General features: G+C 37.0%; 18 protein-coding genes. 14 read left to right on the forward strand and 4 right to left on the reverse strand.

Annotation, left to right across the window (positions count from 1 at the left end; translation table 11 throughout):
- Positions 1-16: 16 nt before the first annotated feature.
- From ABD769_RS02300 to ABD769_RS02320, 5 genes are all read left to right on the forward strand, one after another.
- Complete coding sequence (locus ABD769_RS02300; RefSeq protein WP_344849051.1) at positions 17-931, forward strand: T9SS type B sorting domain-containing protein; 915 nt, start codon at positions 17-19, stop codon at positions 929-931.
- 15 nt (positions 932-946) lie between these two features.
- Positions 947-1,924 carry a PorP/SprF family type IX secretion system membrane protein gene (locus ABD769_RS02305; RefSeq protein ID WP_344849053.1) on the forward strand — a complete coding sequence of 326 codons (978 nt, stop codon included), beginning with the start codon at positions 947-949 and terminating at the stop codon, positions 1,922-1,924.
- A 99-nt stretch (positions 1,925-2,023) separates the two neighbouring features.
- A complete protein-coding gene (locus tag ABD769_RS02310; RefSeq protein ID WP_344849055.1) occupies positions 2,024-2,338 on the forward strand; it encodes a hypothetical protein in 315 nt (104 codons plus the stop codon).
- 99 nt (positions 2,339-2,437) lie between these two features.
- Complete coding sequence (locus ABD769_RS02315; protein WP_344849057.1) at positions 2,438-3,046, forward strand: Crp/Fnr family transcriptional regulator; 609 nt, start codon at positions 2,438-2,440, stop codon at positions 3,044-3,046.
- Between the two features lie 136 nt (positions 3,047-3,182).
- Positions 3,183-4,550 (forward strand): hypothetical protein, encoded by a 1,368-nt coding sequence (locus tag ABD769_RS02320; protein WP_344849059.1) that lies wholly within the window; start codon positions 3,183-3,185, stop codon positions 4,548-4,550.
- A 185-nt stretch (positions 4,551-4,735) separates the two neighbouring features.
- Here ABD769_RS02320 and ABD769_RS02325 read toward each other — a convergent pair whose 3' ends face one another.
- Positions 4,736-5,287: a 5' nucleotidase, NT5C type gene (locus ABD769_RS02325; RefSeq protein ID WP_344849061.1), complete on the reverse strand. Its 552-nt coding sequence runs from the start codon at positions 5,285-5,287 to the stop codon at positions 4,736-4,738.
- A 95-nt stretch (positions 5,288-5,382) separates the two neighbouring features.
- Here ABD769_RS02325 and ABD769_RS02330 point away from each other — a divergent pair, with 95 nt between their 5' ends.
- The 9 genes from ABD769_RS02330 (at position 5,383) to ABD769_RS24980 (ending at position 12,487) form a co-directional block, all read left to right on the forward strand.
- Positions 5,383-6,132 (forward strand): DeoR/GlpR family DNA-binding transcription regulator, encoded by a 750-nt coding sequence (locus ABD769_RS02330; protein WP_344849063.1) that lies wholly within the window; start codon positions 5,383-5,385, stop codon positions 6,130-6,132.
- A 73-nt stretch (positions 6,133-6,205) separates the two neighbouring features.
- Complete coding sequence (locus tag ABD769_RS02335; RefSeq protein WP_344849065.1) at positions 6,206-6,559, forward strand: metallophosphoesterase family protein; 354 nt, start codon at positions 6,206-6,208, stop codon at positions 6,557-6,559.
- A 220-nt stretch (positions 6,560-6,779) separates the two neighbouring features.
- Complete coding sequence (locus tag ABD769_RS02340) at positions 6,780-8,909, forward strand: hypothetical protein (protein ID WP_344849067.1); 2,130 nt, start codon at positions 6,780-6,782, stop codon at positions 8,907-8,909.
- Positions 8,881-9,663 (forward strand): hypothetical protein, encoded by a 783-nt coding sequence (locus ABD769_RS02345; protein ID WP_344849069.1) that lies wholly within the window; start codon positions 8,881-8,883, stop codon positions 9,661-9,663. The genes ABD769_RS02340 and ABD769_RS02345 overlap by 29 nt, the downstream gene beginning before the upstream one ends.
- 235 nt (positions 9,664-9,898) lie before the next feature.
- Positions 9,899-10,522 (forward strand): hypothetical protein, encoded by a 624-nt coding sequence (locus ABD769_RS02350; RefSeq protein WP_344849070.1) that lies wholly within the window; start codon positions 9,899-9,901, stop codon positions 10,520-10,522.
- Between the two features lie 85 nt (positions 10,523-10,607).
- Entirely contained in the window at positions 10,608-11,294 is a 687-nt protein-coding gene (locus ABD769_RS02355; protein ID WP_344849072.1) for a hypothetical protein, read from the forward strand.
- A gap of 65 nt (positions 11,295-11,359) precedes the next feature.
- On the forward strand, positions 11,360-11,740 hold the full coding sequence (locus ABD769_RS02360; protein ID WP_344849074.1) for a hypothetical protein: 381 nt from the start codon (positions 11,360-11,362) through the stop codon (positions 11,738-11,740).
- A 372-nt stretch (positions 11,741-12,112) separates the two neighbouring features.
- The gene (locus tag ABD769_RS02365) at positions 12,113-12,337 is read left to right on the forward strand and encodes a hypothetical protein (protein ID WP_344849076.1); all 225 of its coding nucleotides are present in this window, start codon (positions 12,113-12,115) and stop codon (positions 12,335-12,337) included.
- A gap of 9 nt (positions 12,338-12,346) precedes the next feature.
- Positions 12,347-12,487 carry a JAB domain-containing protein gene (locus ABD769_RS24980; protein WP_425568842.1) on the forward strand — a complete coding sequence of 47 codons (141 nt, stop codon included), beginning with the start codon at positions 12,347-12,349 and terminating at the stop codon, positions 12,485-12,487.
- A 765-nt stretch (positions 12,488-13,252) separates the two neighbouring features.
- On the opposite strand, the gene gap is transcribed toward ABD769_RS24980, so the two are convergent.
- From gap to pfkA, 3 genes are read right to left on the reverse strand one after another with little or no spacing between them, the layout of a single operon-like run.
- Positions 13,253-14,251: a type I glyceraldehyde-3-phosphate dehydrogenase gene (gap, locus tag ABD769_RS02370; protein ID WP_025144555.1), complete on the reverse strand. Its 999-nt coding sequence runs from the start codon at positions 14,249-14,251 to the stop codon at positions 13,253-13,255.
- 8 nt (positions 14,252-14,259) lie between these two features.
- On the reverse strand, positions 14,260-15,102 hold the full coding sequence (locus ABD769_RS02375) for a hypothetical protein (RefSeq protein ID WP_344849079.1): 843 nt from the start codon (positions 15,100-15,102) through the stop codon (positions 14,260-14,262).
- A gap of 1 nt (position 15,103) precedes the next feature.
- Entirely contained in the window at positions 15,104-16,090 is a 987-nt protein-coding gene (gene pfkA, locus ABD769_RS02380; protein WP_344849081.1) for a 6-phosphofructokinase, read from the reverse strand.
- Between the last annotated feature and the right edge of the window lie 89 nt (positions 16,091-16,179).

The following is a 16,179-nucleotide window of genomic DNA, read 5'->3' on the forward strand; positions in this document are numbered from 1 at the left end:
CCAAACCTTCCTGTTTATGGCTTTTCTGTTATTTTCATTTATAACAGGATTTAGCCAGACCGTACCCAATGGGCGGCAGAAAATTACGATCAAAAAAGGGTCGTCGGTTTCTTTGCGCGCAAATTCGGGAGGGGCAAATACATACATTTGGTTTAAGGATGGGGTATTGGTACCTGGTCATAACAAGCAAAACCTCATTACCGCCACCGCAGGGATTTATAAAGTGGCCGCAGTGAACAATTTTGGATGTACATCCGATCTTTCGGACGAGATAGAAGTGGAGGTGATCAATGTTCCAGAAGCCGATGTAGCCATCACCAAACGGTCGGAAACCAAAAATGTACTCAGCAACCAGGTTTTCAATTATTACCTGGATGTGCGGAACAATGGTGCTGATGATGCCACCCTGGTAAAAGTGAAGGATGTTTTGCCTGATAACCTCATTTTTGAAAGTTTAGCACAACCCGCTGATGGCGAAGCCACTTACGATTCAGCCACCAGAACTATCCAATGGGGAATAGCGCTACTGGGCAATGGAAAGTTTGCAGAACTTGTGGTGCATGTAAGGGCTAAACAACCTGGAATGGTAACCAATACCGCAACAGTAACGGCTACCGAACACGATCCAATATTATCAAACAACACCTCAACCGATTTAAAAGAAATTTCAGGTTTAAGGATACCCAATGTATTTACACCCAACGGGGATGGGAAAAACGATACATTTTATCTCGAAAACCTGCAATCTTTCGATTATAACGAGGTAACGGTAATCAATAGATGGGGGAGTACCGTTTATCAATCAAATAAATACCTAAATGACTGGACCGCTCCCGGATTAAGTGACGGGACTTATTTCTACATAATAAAAGTGAAAAATGGTGATGGTAACTGGTTGGAATACAAAGGTTACATCACCATCATCAGGTAATACAATTAACCTAATATGACAAGTTTAAAAAAGATCATTTTTGTTATTAGCTGTTTTTTGTGTGCAGAATTGCATGCTCAGCAGAATGCGCAGTTTGGTCAGTATGTTTTTAACGGGATGTATATTAATCCGGCATATACGGGTTATAAAGAAGAGCTGTATCTGCAGGCTTTTGCACGTGCACAGTGGACAGGGGTTAAAGGTGCGCCACAAACCTTGTCGGTTTCTGCCGATGAAGCCATAAACGACGAAAGTTTGGGAATAGGTGCCATTATCGCAAAAGATAAAATTGGTGCGCAGAGTTCTTTAAATGCTTCGGCCAATTTTGCCTATCGCATTAAGTTAGACCGTACCGAAACGAATATCCTTGCTTTTGGCTTGGGCGTGGGTGTAATACAGATGGGATTGAACGGAAACCTGCTCGATCCAATTGAACAGGGCGATAACCGCATCCCAGCCGGAAGCATTAGTCAGGTAACGCCCGATATCCGTGCCGGTATTCATTATTCGAACGAGAAATTTTTTATCGGTTTTTCTGCCGATAATCTGCTATCTAAATCCTTATCCGTTTTTAGTGATTATAACTTGCTGAACGTTAAAGTGCAGCCGCATTTTTACCTAAGCTCGGGCCTGGCGCTCCCTTTAAACGATGAATTTGTATTTAAACCGACTTTTTTAATCAAAGATGACCTGCATGGGCCAACTTCACTGGATTTAAATGCGTTTTTATTAGTGAAGGAACGTTTTTGGTTGGGGGCAGTTTACCGGACCTCGGTAAAAATATATCCCAAGCAAAATTTAGAAAGCAATCTTCGTGATCGTGCAGCGATTGGATTTATCAGCGAAATGTTTGTCCGCGAAAATCTGCGTCTTGGTTACGGATACGATTATAGTTTAAACAAACTGGGTAATTACGACTATGGCTCGCACGAAATTTCGGTGGGTTATTATCTTGTCACCAAAAAAAGCAGAAGGCCAAAATGCTACTTCTGATTAGCACTTTCAGGTGTACTCTGTTTGGTTGTTTGATTTAGCCGGGGTGGGTTAAACAAATCAATATTATCCATGTTAAGTGTTTAATAGCAACGTATCATGAATGTGTCAGTTAACCGGATATTAGATCAGGATGCCAGCCTAAAGGTTTGGTTATCCGAGCAGGAGGTTCTTTTTGGCCGGTTAAGGGTTCATGATGTGGCCGCTTTTAAAATGCTTTACCAAAAATACGCCGCGGCAATTTACGGGTCAATTATCAGGCAGGTAAGTGACGAAGAAAAAGCAAAATCAATTTTAACGCAAACATTTTGCGAAGTATGGCAATCTTTTGCCAGTTACGACGAAACAAAGCTGCGAATATTTACCTGGATTAATCAGCTTGCCGTGCAGAATATTAAAAAAGCTACCGTATAATAAGTTTTTAGCAGCACAATCGTCTCAATAACTCACTTTATTTTAATCTTTCAGTTGGATTTGCTATTATTAAGGGTCTAAAGTCTATCCCTATATTGTATGCTCGAATCCCGCAAGGTATTTTTAGTTAATGCTGTATTGAATTATTTCAGCAGTTTAAGCCCGATAACGTCGGGTTTTATTCAGGAAATTGAAAAAAATCTCCAACCCATTCAGGTTAAAAAGAATAAATACATTCTCTCACCAATTGATAATAACGACGATGTTTTTTTTGTGGTAAATGGTTTAGTAAGAGGTTTTATAAAAGATGATGGTAAAGAAATTACCACCTGGATCAGTTTAGGAAACGAATTTATTGGTGCAATTCAGCATCCCGATGAAACCATTCAGCCTTCAATAGAATATTTGCAGGCACTTGAAAATTCTGAACTTGTGCCCATGCCACGTTCCTTAATAAACAAGTTGTACGCAAGCCATCAGGAAACCAATATCATTGGACGAAAAATCCTGGCACTGCAGTACCATGCCGCTTCAGAGCGATCAATACTCGCCCGTATCCCTTCCGCAGAGAGGCGTTACGAAAAATTTATGGAATTAAACCCTTTCGACGTGTCTAAAGTCCCATTGCGCTGTATTGCCAGTTATTTAGGTATGCGGCTTGAAACGCTGAGCAGGATCCGCAGTAAACTGGTAAAAGAACTGGTATAATCGTTATTGCTTAAAGCTTTAATTATTAGTATATTTAGGATATGGAAATAATACTGGAATTATTGCTTGTGCTGCTTTCCAACCCGTGGAAAAAGATTGTGAAGTGGCTGGAGCTTGAAAAATAATTGAACTGAATATGAACGAAACGCTGTGGAATAAGGTACTGCAATTTGATCCCGATGATCCAACAGGCGAATATTCATTCTCGGTCAGGTTGGCTGCCGAAAACAGATGGACCAAAGATTTTACCGAAAAAGCGATTCTGGAATACAAAAAGTTCATGTTTTTGGCTGCCGGTTCCGATAGTATGGTTTCTCCTTCTGCCATAGTTGATATCGTTTGGCACCAGCACCTTATTTTTAGTCAATCATATGCTGATTTCTGCGATTTATTGGGTAAAAATATTCTACATATTCCTTCTACCCACCATAAGGCACAAGCCGAGCGATTTATACAGGCAATAACACAAACAAAAAATATTTATAATCATCACTTTGGTCAGCAGCCCGAAAATTTTTGGTTATACGATACCATGTTGAGCAGTTTGAAACTTGAGCCTGCAAAACTTAAAATTGGTCATTTTGCAATATATGGCATTTTGGTCGTCCTGATCATGTGCATACCTTTTTATTACCTGCTCAAACCAGTTTACATCCATATTGATAATCCTTATTTTATTTTAAGCTTTATTGCCTTATTGCTTCCGGCTCATGTAATTCTTCGATTATATACCAAAAGCAGGTTTAAACAGATCGCTAATGGTTTTGATAAAGAATCTTTTATATATTACCTTAAACCTTTCGAAATCATTTATCTTAAAAGCCAGAGGCTGGCCGATGCGATAAATGGCGCCATAAGTGAACTGATACATGATGGTATAATCAAAATAGGGGCCGATCGCAGGCTTTGTATTTTGGGCGAAGCAGAAGGGCTTTCAGCAGAGCAGCTTCAGGTAGTTACTGTTTTGCAGGATAGAGGGAATATTTTTTATGCTCGATTGCTGCAACAATTGGAAACAAAGGCTGTTTTTAGCAACATAGCAAAGAGTATAGATTTGTTTAAGTCGTATTTTAGGCAATCCAAACCATACGCAAAACTATTTTATCTGAATTTTGGTGTTTTCGCAGTATTATTTATTTTCCCTCTGGTTCGGTTAGCTACAGGTATTTCGAGAGATAAACCCATTTTTCAGCTGGCGATTTTGCTGGTACTCTTTATTGTTTTTGTAATAAATCAGCTGAATCGTCTCAACCAATATTTTTTTAGCCACACTTTGCCCCATCTTTATGAGAAAACCATTTTGCCAAAAATAAAAGATGACCAGGATTGGCGCTGGGATTATTTTCTGTATGGCCCGGCCGTTTTAACCGTAAGCCTGATCCCCCTGCTGAACGAGCGGAGCAGTGGCATTTATAATGGCGGCGATGGTGGAAGCGGAGGAAGTTCATGCGGCTCATCTTGTGGAAGCTCTTGCGGAAGTTGTGGCGGTTGCGGAAGCGATTAAAGGAAAAAAATCTTTATCAAATCAATCATAAATTAAAAATCTTCATCAAATCTTAATCTTTCTGCCGTAATATTGTAGGCATAAGGGGTGAGAGCCTTATATCAACTTCATAGTTGAGAGCGTTAATTTAGATAGAGGGTGTAGCCAGTGGCTACATCCTTTTTTTTATTTAAGCTGTTTTTTAATTATGCCAATGCCAGGTTTTCCTCTTCCAGTTGTTTCAGCAAAGCGGGCACCTCGTCCCAGTGGTTAATGCGTTGATGGTGATCTTTCTCCACATTGTGGAATGCTGTAAACATTAAAGGTTTGCCTTTACAGAAATCGAGGTTTTTGCAATGATCATCAATTAAATAATCGGTATCTATAATACTTTTATCTCCGCAAAAAATAATGTTTTTCCAGCTGATGAAAGGGAAATGTTCTGCCAGCCACTCGTGTTTTTCGAAAAGCGATAAAGGAAATTCCATGGCTGCCGAAACAATATAAATTTCGTAATCTTCCATAAGTTGTTTTACGGTTTCAACGGCGCCTTCCATTACGGGCAGGTTTCTGAAAAAGCCTTGCCTGTTGCAAATTTTCATTACAATGGCCCTGTCGGGGAAAAGTTCCTCTTCCTGTTTGCCTTTAATGTCGTTGCGCGTAAGCAGAATGCCAGTTTCAGCATAATAAGTCTGTAATATATGATCCTCGATGTCGGCAAGTACGCCATCCATATCTATACCAATTGTCTTTTTCATTTTTGCTATATTTTGCAACAAAAATATTTAATATTGCAATATGTTGCAAATTTATTTCTCAATAAATTCTTATATTTGCAATATATTGCAGTAATATGGTAAAAGAAGAGCGACTACAAATTATTATTGATACTCTTGAAAAAGACACCAAGGTAAGGCTGGATGAGTTAAGTACATTACTAAATGTATCAGAAGATACCGTGCGCCGCGACATTAAAGAGCTCGATTCGCAAGGCTTGCTCCGTGCGGTTCGTGGCGGTGCTATTTCCCGTTCACCCATACCACAACATTACCGGGACAGGGAAAAATACAACCAGCAACATAAACAGGCCATTGCAAACAAAGCTTTGCAATTTCTAAAAGATGGTCAGGTAGTGTTTTTTGATGGTGGTACTTCTGTAGTTGCCCTGGCTGCGGTATTACCGAAAGATTTAAAGATTACCATTATTACCAATAGCTTTCCGGTAGCTAATATTCTGGAAGATCACCCGAGTGCCGAAGTAATATTTGCCGGTGGAAGATTGCATAAAACCGCATTTACCACTATGGGGCAGGAAACTGTTGATACCTTTAAGAAAGTGAGGGCAGATATCTGTATGCTGGGCATCTGTAGCCTGCACCACAGCATGGGTATCACCTCTATTATTTATGAAGATGCCCAACTGAACAATACCATGATCAATCAGGCACAAAAAACAATTGCACTTTCAGCACTCGAAAAAATAAATACCGTAGAGCCTTATTATGTTTGTCCGGTTACCGATGTAGATGTAATCATTACCGAAACCACTCCTGATGATGCTGCTTTGGCACCTTACAGGCATTTGGGTATAGAAGTGGTATAGTGATTTTTTATTTCTAAATGATTTTCTTTGTAACGTTAACTGCATTTTGTGGCAATAATAATCGAATAAACAATTGAAAATACAAATTATCAGCGATTTGCATCAGGAATTTGGGGTTTCGGAGTTAAGCTTCCGAAATGCTGATCTTGTTATTCTGGCTGGCGATATTAACCTCGGAACAAAAGGTATTGAGTGGATTAAGGAAAATATCCCTGATAAACCTGTAATTTATGTTTTAGGTAATCACGAGTATTATAAAGGCACATATCCTAACACCCTTCGTAAAATAGTAGAGCTGTCTAAAGCTTCAAATGTTCATGTACTGGAAAATAATTTTGTCGAGTTTGAAGGTGTCAGGTTTTATGGAGCAACTTTATGGACTGATTTTTCCCTGTTTGGCAATCCGATGGATTGCGTTGTTTTATAACTGTTGATTCTCATACATTTTCTCAGTTCGCAAGCGGTGAGTAATATTAATCATTTTAGGTGCTTATGTAATTTTTTAAATGCAAATATTCTCCTATTATGCAAAAAATAGCCTATATATTTTATTTAGTGTAAAAATACAGAATTGCGTTTTGAGTAACAATCCTGTTGCCTTATGTTTACAATATCATCCCTCTCACATTTAAAAATTTAAATTAACGATGAATAAATTAATGCTTAACAAAGGAAAAGCAGTAGCTTGCTTAATTCTAATGTGCCTATTCATGGCGCAGGCATGTAAGAAAGATCTTATGATGCCCAATTCAAATCTACTTGATAAATCGATATCACTCGAGGAAGCAAAGCAGTATTTCGAAAATAATATTTTAAAGTTTAAGACTGGAGCTAAACTCTCTTCAAATGGTTCTGTAAAATCAGGAGGGGATATTGACGCTGATATCTCTGATAACAAACTTCCAATGTGGGACGCATCACAGTTTAAGGATTTAAGCATTGGTACGAATGCTGTCTTAACACCCTTGCACAGGCCTGGGGTTTATATACATATCTCTGAAAAGAGGATGGTCAAGTATGGTTTTCTGAATTACCTCATGATGCATAAAGATGCAGAAAACAAAATTATTACTGAATGGGTGGAACTAAAGCCATCCGAGAAATGGATTAATTCCAAGGTTTCCCGTAAATACGATGGAAAAATATTAGTTAAAGAATGGAACGGTAGGATCAAAATGTTGTATAATTTTGATGATGGAATACCGGTTAAAGCAAGTCCATTAAAGCTAAATATGCTTGCCAGTGTTAGAGGCACAAAAATGGATACTGGCAATGAAGATGTCCAATGTTTTGTTACCACAACTACAACAATTAAGCTCTCACCTAAAACTTGTCCGTGCCTGGGGCATACATATGAACAAGCTGCAATTTGCAACTGTAGTGTAAAGCCGGAAAAGGGAAATCAATATACAGTAAACGTTGTTGAAGAATATGATTGCGAACTGCCTTTCGATCCGGATAGGCCGGTAACCGGTACAGGAAGCAGTGGTACGACAGGACCGGGTGGATCTAACGGCCCTGGAGGGGGAACTCCTAATCCGGGGGATTATTTTCCGCTTAATTGTGAACCTGATCCAAACTACGTGATGCCAACAATTCCCCCACCTCCGGGAACTGAATACATATTGCCCTGCTCAGCAATGGAAATTCCAACCGAAGGAACACCGTCGCCAAATAGTGGCCCATCACCAGTACCCGTACCGAAAACACCCTCAGAACTATTGATAGAATGGTTTAACTCTGATTCAAATCTTCAACTGCATTTGACAGCTGATGAAACGGCATTCTTGGAGGGGAACCCCCTTATTGCAGAAGAATTGCTCAATACGACTTTTTCGGAAGCTGCAGAGACTAAAGAATTTACAAAATGGGCTGTTGGGTATTTGAATGAAAATAGAGATGTAAGTTTTGCTGATTTTAAAAGAGATTTTTTAACTAGGGATGTTGGCTTAGATACATCTGATTTAGGAACAGATGGTTCGGGGCAGGACATGAACTACTCAGTCTATTTTGATGATACAGAAGGCGATTTCAAGGTAATATCTAAAAGCGATCCCAATTACAATAATGTTATAAATAACGGGACAACTAGCTTACCCATAAATTTTGCACCCTGTACAACCCAAGCATTGAGACAAATGGGAAGAGATAAAGGATGGGATGTTGGTGTTTCACCATTAGAATTTAACAGAAGGGTTGGGCAGGCATTTCAAGAGGCCACATTTAAACTCTATAAAGAAAAATTGATCCTACCTCAACGTTTAAGGGTAAAATACCAACCTCAAAACAATATCAGTACATGGCGGGTTGGAAAAGTGGGGAATTCTGGTCAAGTTATTCCAGACTGGACGTATGATGTTAATTTTATGGGTGTGTCAGTACCTCTTAGTCAGTATTGGTTTTATGATGCGAAAGCCGTAACAGGTATGCTTTATCTATCTTCATCAAAATGGCAAATCGGAGGATATTTAGATGTACTTAGCCGAAAGAAAGTACCAAATGCCCCACCTCCAGCCTTGGTGTTTGTTACACCAGTTAATACCATAATTAGCCCAAGCATTATTGCGACAGCAATAAGCAAAGGTGTGCAAATAAGACAGGCTTTTGTAATTATAATAAACAATAAACTTTATCTTTTACAATCTATAGAATTGACTCCTACAAATGATAAATTTACTAACATACCAACGAATTTGCTTAAAATTTTGTCTGGTCCTATTGATCTGGAATATCCAACCAACCCTAATTATGGCCCAGACTTTGAAGAAGTACAATAATAATAATGAAATGATGAAAAAACCTAAAACTAGACAGGTCAAATCGAAACAGATTGAGGAATGGATAATCGAAGGAAGAGCAGTTCTAAGAAATGATCTCACACCAGAATATTTGAAAGGGTGGCCTGATAATTATTATCTATTTGATAACGACGCGTTAATAATAAGAGATACTATTGAGAGGAAAAATGGTATACTGTATGAGAAATACTCCGAATATATTGATTTTATAAGTAAGGCTGAGAAAAGAGCAAATCGGGCAAATAAACAGGCAATATCGTCTAATGCATCTTTCCCTGGATATATACAGATAACAGTTCAGGAATTTAAAACAATGATTGGAGAGAGTGATAAGATCCTAGCAACTGAATTTTCAATAGCGCCTGATGTTTTAGACTACTCAGTGCCTAGCTTAATCTATTTGGATAAAGCAATTAGAAAAGCACTAAAAAAATATGATACTGGAGATTTTGATGAAAAATATGCTGTTCTCATCTCGGCTTATTGTGGTGAGGTAATGAGAAGAAAAGTTGATGGGGAATGGAAGATTACAGGCAATACTGAAGGAATATTAGATCAGATACTAATAGTTGAAAAAGCAGATTCACAATATACATATCGTCCCGAGATACCAATAGCCTTAATACTTTCCGGGGATGCGCCTAAAGGTTCAAACCTAAAGATTGAGGTGGATGCTCAATTGCACAAGTATGGCTTTATAAAAGGAAATGAAGAACATTATAATATTCCATAGTGAAGTCTATAATAAAAAGTTTAATATAAGTCTGTCTCAAAAGTCGAGAACAGCCTCTTTTTTCTTTGATTTATTCGGATAGGTGGCTGAGACAGTTTTCGTGCAGCCAAATCTCAGGGGCTCAATTTTACTTTTGAGACAGCCTCTTCCTTATTAAAACAATTAGACCATACTCATAGGACAAGCATATTCAAAACCTAGACCTTCCCTCTAAAAGAGAGAAATAGTTTGAAATGTGGATTACTTTTGGGGCAAATTAGCTGGTGAGAGACCAGAGATGTTTAGCCTCTCTAACCGCAAGAGACTTTCTTTGCCAAAACCGCTTGCACCAATAATAGATGAGCAATGGGTAAAATATAATCCGACGCATAAATCTTACATCGGTGGTAAGCTGATTCATCATCATGATGAGCAGGACTATATGGCTTTTGCAATACCAGAAAAAGTGCACCAAAAATGGACTAAAATTCTTCATGAGTATAGATTGAATGGTAAATTACCTGGATTGAGTGTTAAATTAAACACGTTGATTTCAGTAATGCAAATATTTTCTCTTGTCACAGATGTAAGGACTTCCAATCCAGATGCATGGGTTAATTGGTTTAGCCAACAAAATGAAACAGGAAAAATTTATGCCGACCCAGCCAATAATAAGTATTGGGAAATTATGGATCAGGTTATTTATAAAAATTCAGCAGGAGTCGTAGTAAAAGCTGTTGTTCACTATAATGTTTATGCTGATTTTGTATGGGACAGTGATGAACATAGATATATGGGGGTTCTTAAATTAAATGAATTTACAGAAGAGGTCGATTTAATAAATAATACTTCAAAGGTCGTAAATAAAAAATGGCTTTAGACTTGGTGATTAACTAAGCAATCGATATTAAGTATAATAGTACTCTAAATTTTCACCAAAGAATAAATTTTAATAAAAGATAAGCATGGAAAGTAATCAGAATGTAATTAAAGATTTTTATAAGCAGCTTTTTGATCAGGAATTAAAAACTGTTTTCACTGAAAGAACTCCAAGTGAAATGATGAACTCTGAAATTGATACAGATGGATGGTTTTGTTGGAAGCCTGTAGACGGAACTTTTGATGTTAATAATTATAGAGACATTGAAAAAAAAATCCATATTGAATTTCTAAAGAGTTTCATTGAATGGCATAAGTTATATTTTTTTCTAGATTGTGATTGTTCATTAATTAGATTACCACACTCTTCACCATCAGAGCCATTGAAGGAGATCACTGATAATTTGGATAATGATGTCGCGAAGGATCTAATTTTACTCAGAATTTACCCATTTGGACAAGATGGTAATGATATTGGACTGTTAGTTTTTGATGGCAGATACGCAACAAGTGATAATGAATTCCCGATAAGGATTTATGATTACGATTATAATGGAGATATCGAAGGTCTCAGTGAAATAATATTTTCGTCTTTTCCAAAGCTTTTAGAGTGTATTTCGTATTTCCTACAAGAAATTAAAACTAGAAAAGATTACGAAATAATTCCTGATTTTTTTAATATCGATCCTAGTGGGGCAGGAAAAACTGGAGTTGATTATTGGTTAGAGCAAATTGCTATGGCTAAAGGAAATGATGATTTTTTAGGCAATTGATAAAATATTGAAGTGATGATCAATAAATTCTTTACATATTATTTGGGCACATTATTCATAATAATATGAAAAGTTTAAAAGTTATTTATTTCATAGCATTATCAATTTGTACAATTGAGCTATTTCAATTTCTGTTTGGCGCTAACGGCATCTTTTACGTAGTGAAAGATGCCATGTTTATGCCAGTAAAAGATCCTTCAGTATTTTCTATTAGTGCTCATTATAATGCAGACAATAATTATATTAAAATTCTTAAGATGCTGAATAGAGTTAATACGATAGGTTATTTTTTATCTTTGATTGGAACATGTTCATCCCCTTTATTCTATAAGCTAGATAGAAAGACTAAATATATCATCGGAATAAGCTTTTTTGTAGCATCTCTAATATTTTCTTTAGTTACCGGGCCGATTTGGAGGCATTTTATTCAATATAATTATTTTTAAGATACTAATATTTCCTCCAAAATATTCAATAATGAGTCTCACAAGGAAAAAAGTTTTTGAGCAGTTCATTATAGCCTCTCTTTAAGTGCGAAGAGAGGCTTTCCTTATTATAAACAAAACTCATAGAGCAAGCATATCCAAAACTAAAAACCTTCCCCTTAAAGAAAGAAATAGGTTGTAAGTTGGATATTGAGAAAGTATGATAGGTATATCTATCTAACTAGTGCACCAATTTAAGCTTCTCCCCACAACATATCCAAGAAATTCCGGCATAAACGCTCACGTAGCCATCACACAGGCTATTTATATCCGTTGCTTCTTGATTTAGTTGAGTTAAAAGCTTGCCGTCGTACCATAATTAATTTAAATCCTATGGTACAAGAACAAAATCCATTCAAAGTGGCTGAAGTTGCAGTAAGCTACAAATCAAACTATAACATTACGCAACGACCAAAAATCAACAGTTCTCAATATGCCTATAGGATACTAATACAACATTGGCAATTAGGAAGAATCGAGTTACTAGAAGAATTCAAAGTAATATTATTCGATACCAGTAACCGAGTGTTAGGAATTGTTGATATTTCAGTTGGTTGAGTGCAGGGAATGTTAGCAGATCCGAAGATTATATTTTCGGTCGCTTTAAAGACCAATAGTGGTAAGATAATATTATGGCATAACCATCCAAGCGGATCTATCAGACTGAATGAGACAGATATAAAGCTAACAACTAGATTGGTGGAGTAGGGTAAATTACTTAATATCAATGTAGGGATCGTGTCATTTTAAGCTGATGACAGCTATTATAGTTGCTGGTGATGGCATGATTTGGAGGGATTAGGCAGGGATTAATTTTGCAATTATCATATACTAATCCTGAATTTAGTCTATAACTTACTGATAAACAATGTAAATCTCCCCTAAAATAAGAAAAGAGACAATCTATCCAGACTTGTCTCTTTTTTCTAACCAAATATAAACCTGTTATGAGCCAGGCTTTGTCTTTAATCTTCCATCTAAACCAAGGTTTTTCAGGAAAATGATTTATCTTTTTTTGTGGTGATAAACATCGTTCCGTTTATTACTCTACAAATATAGTAAAAAATTTGATAGTGTAAAAAATACACTAAGAAAAATTTAAGTATTTTTTTTGTCATTTTTTATTTACTGATCTTTTTCTGTAAGATTTGGGTATTTAAAACGACTGTATTGCAAAGATAACTCAAAAATATGTTAAATAATTGTTAAATATTGTCAATTTATGATACGATATAGTTAAATCTTGTCAATTTTTGGCTTCGAACTGACTTTAGTCAAATTTTTAAGTTGTTTTTGCTGTATAATTTGTTGTTAAAGGTGTTTTATGGTCTGTTATTTAATAAAAATTAATTTTTATGGTCAAAATAAAATATAATTTATAGGTGAAAAACATGTTTAAAACAAAAAGGCAACATTAAATGAATAATGTTGCCTTTTATATTGATTTTAAAAGTACTTAATGCACTTTTTTTGTTACAAACTTGCGTAATATTCTACGAATTTCGCTAATGCAGAAGAATATCCCCACTCGTTATCGTACCAGGATACCACTTTAACGAAATTATCGTTCAATGAGATACCTGCTTTTGCATCAAAGATAGATGCGTGGTCATCACCAATAAAGTCAGAAGAAACAACTTCGTCTTCAGTATAAGCCAATACGCCTTTTAATTCACCTTCTGAAGCTGCTTTCATAGCTGCTTTAATTTGCTCATAAGTAGCTGGTTTTTCTAAACGTGCAGTTAAATCTACAACAGAAACGTCAGCAACAGGAACGCGGAAAGACATACCGGTTAATTTACCTTTCAATTCTGGTAAAACCATACCTACTGCTTTAGCAGCACCTGTAGAAGAAGGGATGATGTTAGAGAAACCACCACGGCCACCTCTCCAGTCTTTAGCCGAAGGACCATCAACTGTTTTTTGGGTTGCAGTTACCGCGTGGATCGTGCTCATTAAACCTTCAACAATACCGAAGTTATCATTTAAAACTTTAGCAATTGGTGCTAAACAGTTTGTGGTACAAGATGCATTAGAAACAATTGTTTGATCAGCAGTTAATTTATGGTGGTTAACGCCCATTACATAAGTAGGGATATCGCTGTCTTTAGCAGGAGCAGAGAAAACTACCTTTTTAGCACCGGCAGCAATGTGTTTTTCAGCATCAGCACGGGTTAAGAATAAACCTGTTGATTCGATTACTACTTCAACACCTACAGCATCCCATTTTAAATCAGCCGGGTTTCTTTCAGCAGTTACACGGATTGTTTTGCCATTAACCACTAAGTTACCGTCAACAACTTCGATAGTTCCATCAAATTTACCGTGAGTTGTATCATATTTTAACATGTATGCCATATAATCTGGCTCGATCAAATCATTGATCGCAACGATATCTAATCCTCTTTTTAATGCAGCTCTGAAAACCAGTCTGCCAATACGGCCAAAGCCGTTTATTCCAATTTTGCTCATTGTTTTTGTTAATTAGTGTAATGTTTTAATAAATTTTGTATTGGTTCTTTAATAATGCTTTTTATTTCCAGGTTGTATTTGCCTGCTGTAAACCTTAACCGGTCTTCAAGTTCGGCTGCTACCTTGCCTACAATATGTATTTCACGCATTTTATGTTTTTCAACCGTTGGTAAAATATAAGTTTCGAAGTACTTTTCAAAACCCTCGTCAATCAGCCTGCAAATATATTGGTGCTTGCTGTTCTGGGTAATAAAATCGAAAAATGAAGTTAAAAATATATTAGCCTGCGGCTTATTGTAAATACGTTCTAATATTTGAGGGCGGTCCAGATTGTGTGTGAGCATAAATTTGGCTTCGATATCCTTTGGCATTTTATGACTCAAAAATTCTTTCAGGAGGATTTTTCCAAAGTAATTCGAAGAGCCTTCATCTCCCAGGATATAACCTAATCCAAAGTTATTGTTAACCGGTTTCTTTCCGTCGAAGTAAGCGCAATGTGCGCCGCTGCCTAACATACCTACTATACCAGGCTGATTGTAACAAGCAGCTTTGGCTGCCCCGAAAAGATCATTTTCTACAACAATTTTGCTGTATTTAAAAAATGATAAAAGGGTTTTGGCCAGTTCCTCTTTCCTGTCTGCTGAAGATGCGCCGGCTGCAAAGAAATAAATCTTTTTAATGTTTTCGGCATTGTTAACCAGGGCAACTTTTTTATTTAAAATCTGTAAAATCGTTTTCGGATCAACAAAGCAAGGGTTTAAGCCGGTAGTGTTGCAATGTGCCACTACCTGTCCATTTTGGGTTATTTTCCAAAATGCTGTTTTTGATCCGCTATAAACAACTGCTATCATATTATATTGAAAGTACCTCCGTCATTTCCATTAAATCGGGTTCGAGTTTAAAGGAGTGAGCTGTTAAAGCCTCTCTTATGCTGGTTAATTTTATTTCGTTTCCTTTTAAACCGACCATTTGTTCTGTTTCGCCTGCAATTAACGCATTTACTGCCGCAAAACCTAAACGACTGCCCAGAATTCTGTCGAAACTGCTTGGGCTACCGCCACGTTGCAGGTGGCCAAGAATGGTTACTTTGGTATCGTAATGATCGAAAGTTTCTTTTACCTTTTTGGCAATATCATAAGCACCACCTTGTTTGTGTCCTTCGGCAACAATTACAATACTCGATGATTTTTTTGTTGCTGCCCCTAAGGCCAGTTTATTAATCAGTTCGGTAACGCTGGTTTCCTTTTCGGGTAAAAGCACCGCTTCAGCACCACTGGCAATCGAACTTCGCAACGCAATACATCCGGAATCACGTCCCATTACTTCAATAAAAAATAAACGGTCGTGCGCATCGGCAGTATCCCTGATTTTGTCAATCGCTTCAATTACCGTATTAATGGCAGTATCGTAACCCAGGGTGAAATCGGATCCTACTAAATCGTTATCAATTGTGCCTGGTATGCCGATTACTTTAACCCCGAAAGTTTCAGAAAAGCGTTTGGCACCGGTAAAGGTTCCGTCGCCACCAATCACCACTAAACCATCAATATCGTTTTTCTTTAAATTATTATAAGCAATCTGCTGACCTTCGTCTGTTTTAAATTCTAAACAGCGTGCAGTTTTTAATATGGTACCGCCCAGGTGTAAAATATTACTTACCGAACGGGCGTCCATTGGTTTTATGTTGTCGGTTATTAAACCCTGATAACCTTGCATTACACCAAACATATTAATGCCATGGTAAATTCCGGTACGAACAACAGCTCTAATTGCAGCATTCATTCCTGGGGCATCGCCTCCAGAAGTTAGTACAGCTATATTTTTTATATTTGGCTCCATCTTTATAATACGAATATAGTGTGTATTTTTTACACTAAGTAATTTATTTTATTTTTTTTACTTAATATTGAAAGTCATACCTTTATCTG

Source organism: Pedobacter jeongneungensis, assembly GCF_039538295.1.
Taxonomy (GTDB): Bacteria; Bacteroidota; Bacteroidia; order Sphingobacteriales; family Sphingobacteriaceae; genus Pedobacter; species Pedobacter jeongneungensis.

Excerpts from the sequence above, each read along its gene's own strand:
- ABD769_RS02300 (WP_344849051.1), top strand. The coding sequence starts at position 17 with ATGGCTTTTCTGTTATTTTCATTTATAACAGGATTTAGCCAGACCGTA.
- ABD769_RS02305 (WP_344849053.1), top strand. The coding sequence starts at position 947 with ATGACAAGTTTAAAAAAGATCATTTTTGTTATTAGCTGTTTTTTGTGT.
- ABD769_RS02310 (WP_344849055.1), top strand. The coding sequence starts at position 2,024 with ATGAATGTGTCAGTTAACCGGATATTAGATCAGGATGCCAGCCTAAAG.
- ABD769_RS02315 (WP_344849057.1), top strand. The coding sequence starts at position 2,438 with ATGCTCGAATCCCGCAAGGTATTTTTAGTTAATGCTGTATTGAATTAT.
- ABD769_RS02320 (WP_344849059.1), top strand. The coding sequence starts at position 3,183 with ATGAACGAAACGCTGTGGAATAAGGTACTGCAATTTGATCCCGATGAT.
- ABD769_RS02325 (WP_344849061.1), bottom strand. The coding sequence starts at position 5,287 with ATGAAAAAGACAATTGGTATAGATATGGATGGCGTACTTGCCGACATC.
- ABD769_RS02330 (WP_344849063.1), top strand. The coding sequence starts at position 5,383 with ATGGTAAAAGAAGAGCGACTACAAATTATTATTGATACTCTTGAAAAA.
- ABD769_RS02340 (WP_344849067.1), top strand. The coding sequence starts at position 6,780 with ATGAATAAATTAATGCTTAACAAAGGAAAAGCAGTAGCTTGCTTAATT.
- ABD769_RS02345 (WP_344849069.1), top strand. The coding sequence starts at position 8,881 with ATGGCCCAGACTTTGAAGAAGTACAATAATAATAATGAAATGATGAAA.
- ABD769_RS02355 (WP_344849072.1), top strand. The coding sequence starts at position 10,608 with ATGGAAAGTAATCAGAATGTAATTAAAGATTTTTATAAGCAGCTTTTT.
- ABD769_RS02360 (WP_344849074.1), top strand. The coding sequence starts at position 11,360 with ATGAAAAGTTTAAAAGTTATTTATTTCATAGCATTATCAATTTGTACA.
- ABD769_RS02365 (WP_344849076.1), top strand. The coding sequence starts at position 12,113 with ATGGTACAAGAACAAAATCCATTCAAAGTGGCTGAAGTTGCAGTAAGC.
- ABD769_RS24980 (WP_425568842.1), top strand. The coding sequence starts at position 12,347 with ATGTTAGCAGATCCGAAGATTATATTTTCGGTCGCTTTAAAGACCAAT.
- gap (WP_025144555.1), bottom strand. The coding sequence starts at position 14,251 with ATGAGCAAAATTGGAATAAACGGCTTTGGCCGTATTGGCAGACTGGTT.
- ABD769_RS02375 (WP_344849079.1), bottom strand. The coding sequence starts at position 15,102 with ATGATAGCAGTTGTTTATAGCGGATCAAAAACAGCATTTTGGAAAATA.
- pfkA (WP_344849081.1), bottom strand. The coding sequence starts at position 16,090 with ATGGAGCCAAATATAAAAAATATAGCTGTACTAACTTCTGGAGGCGAT.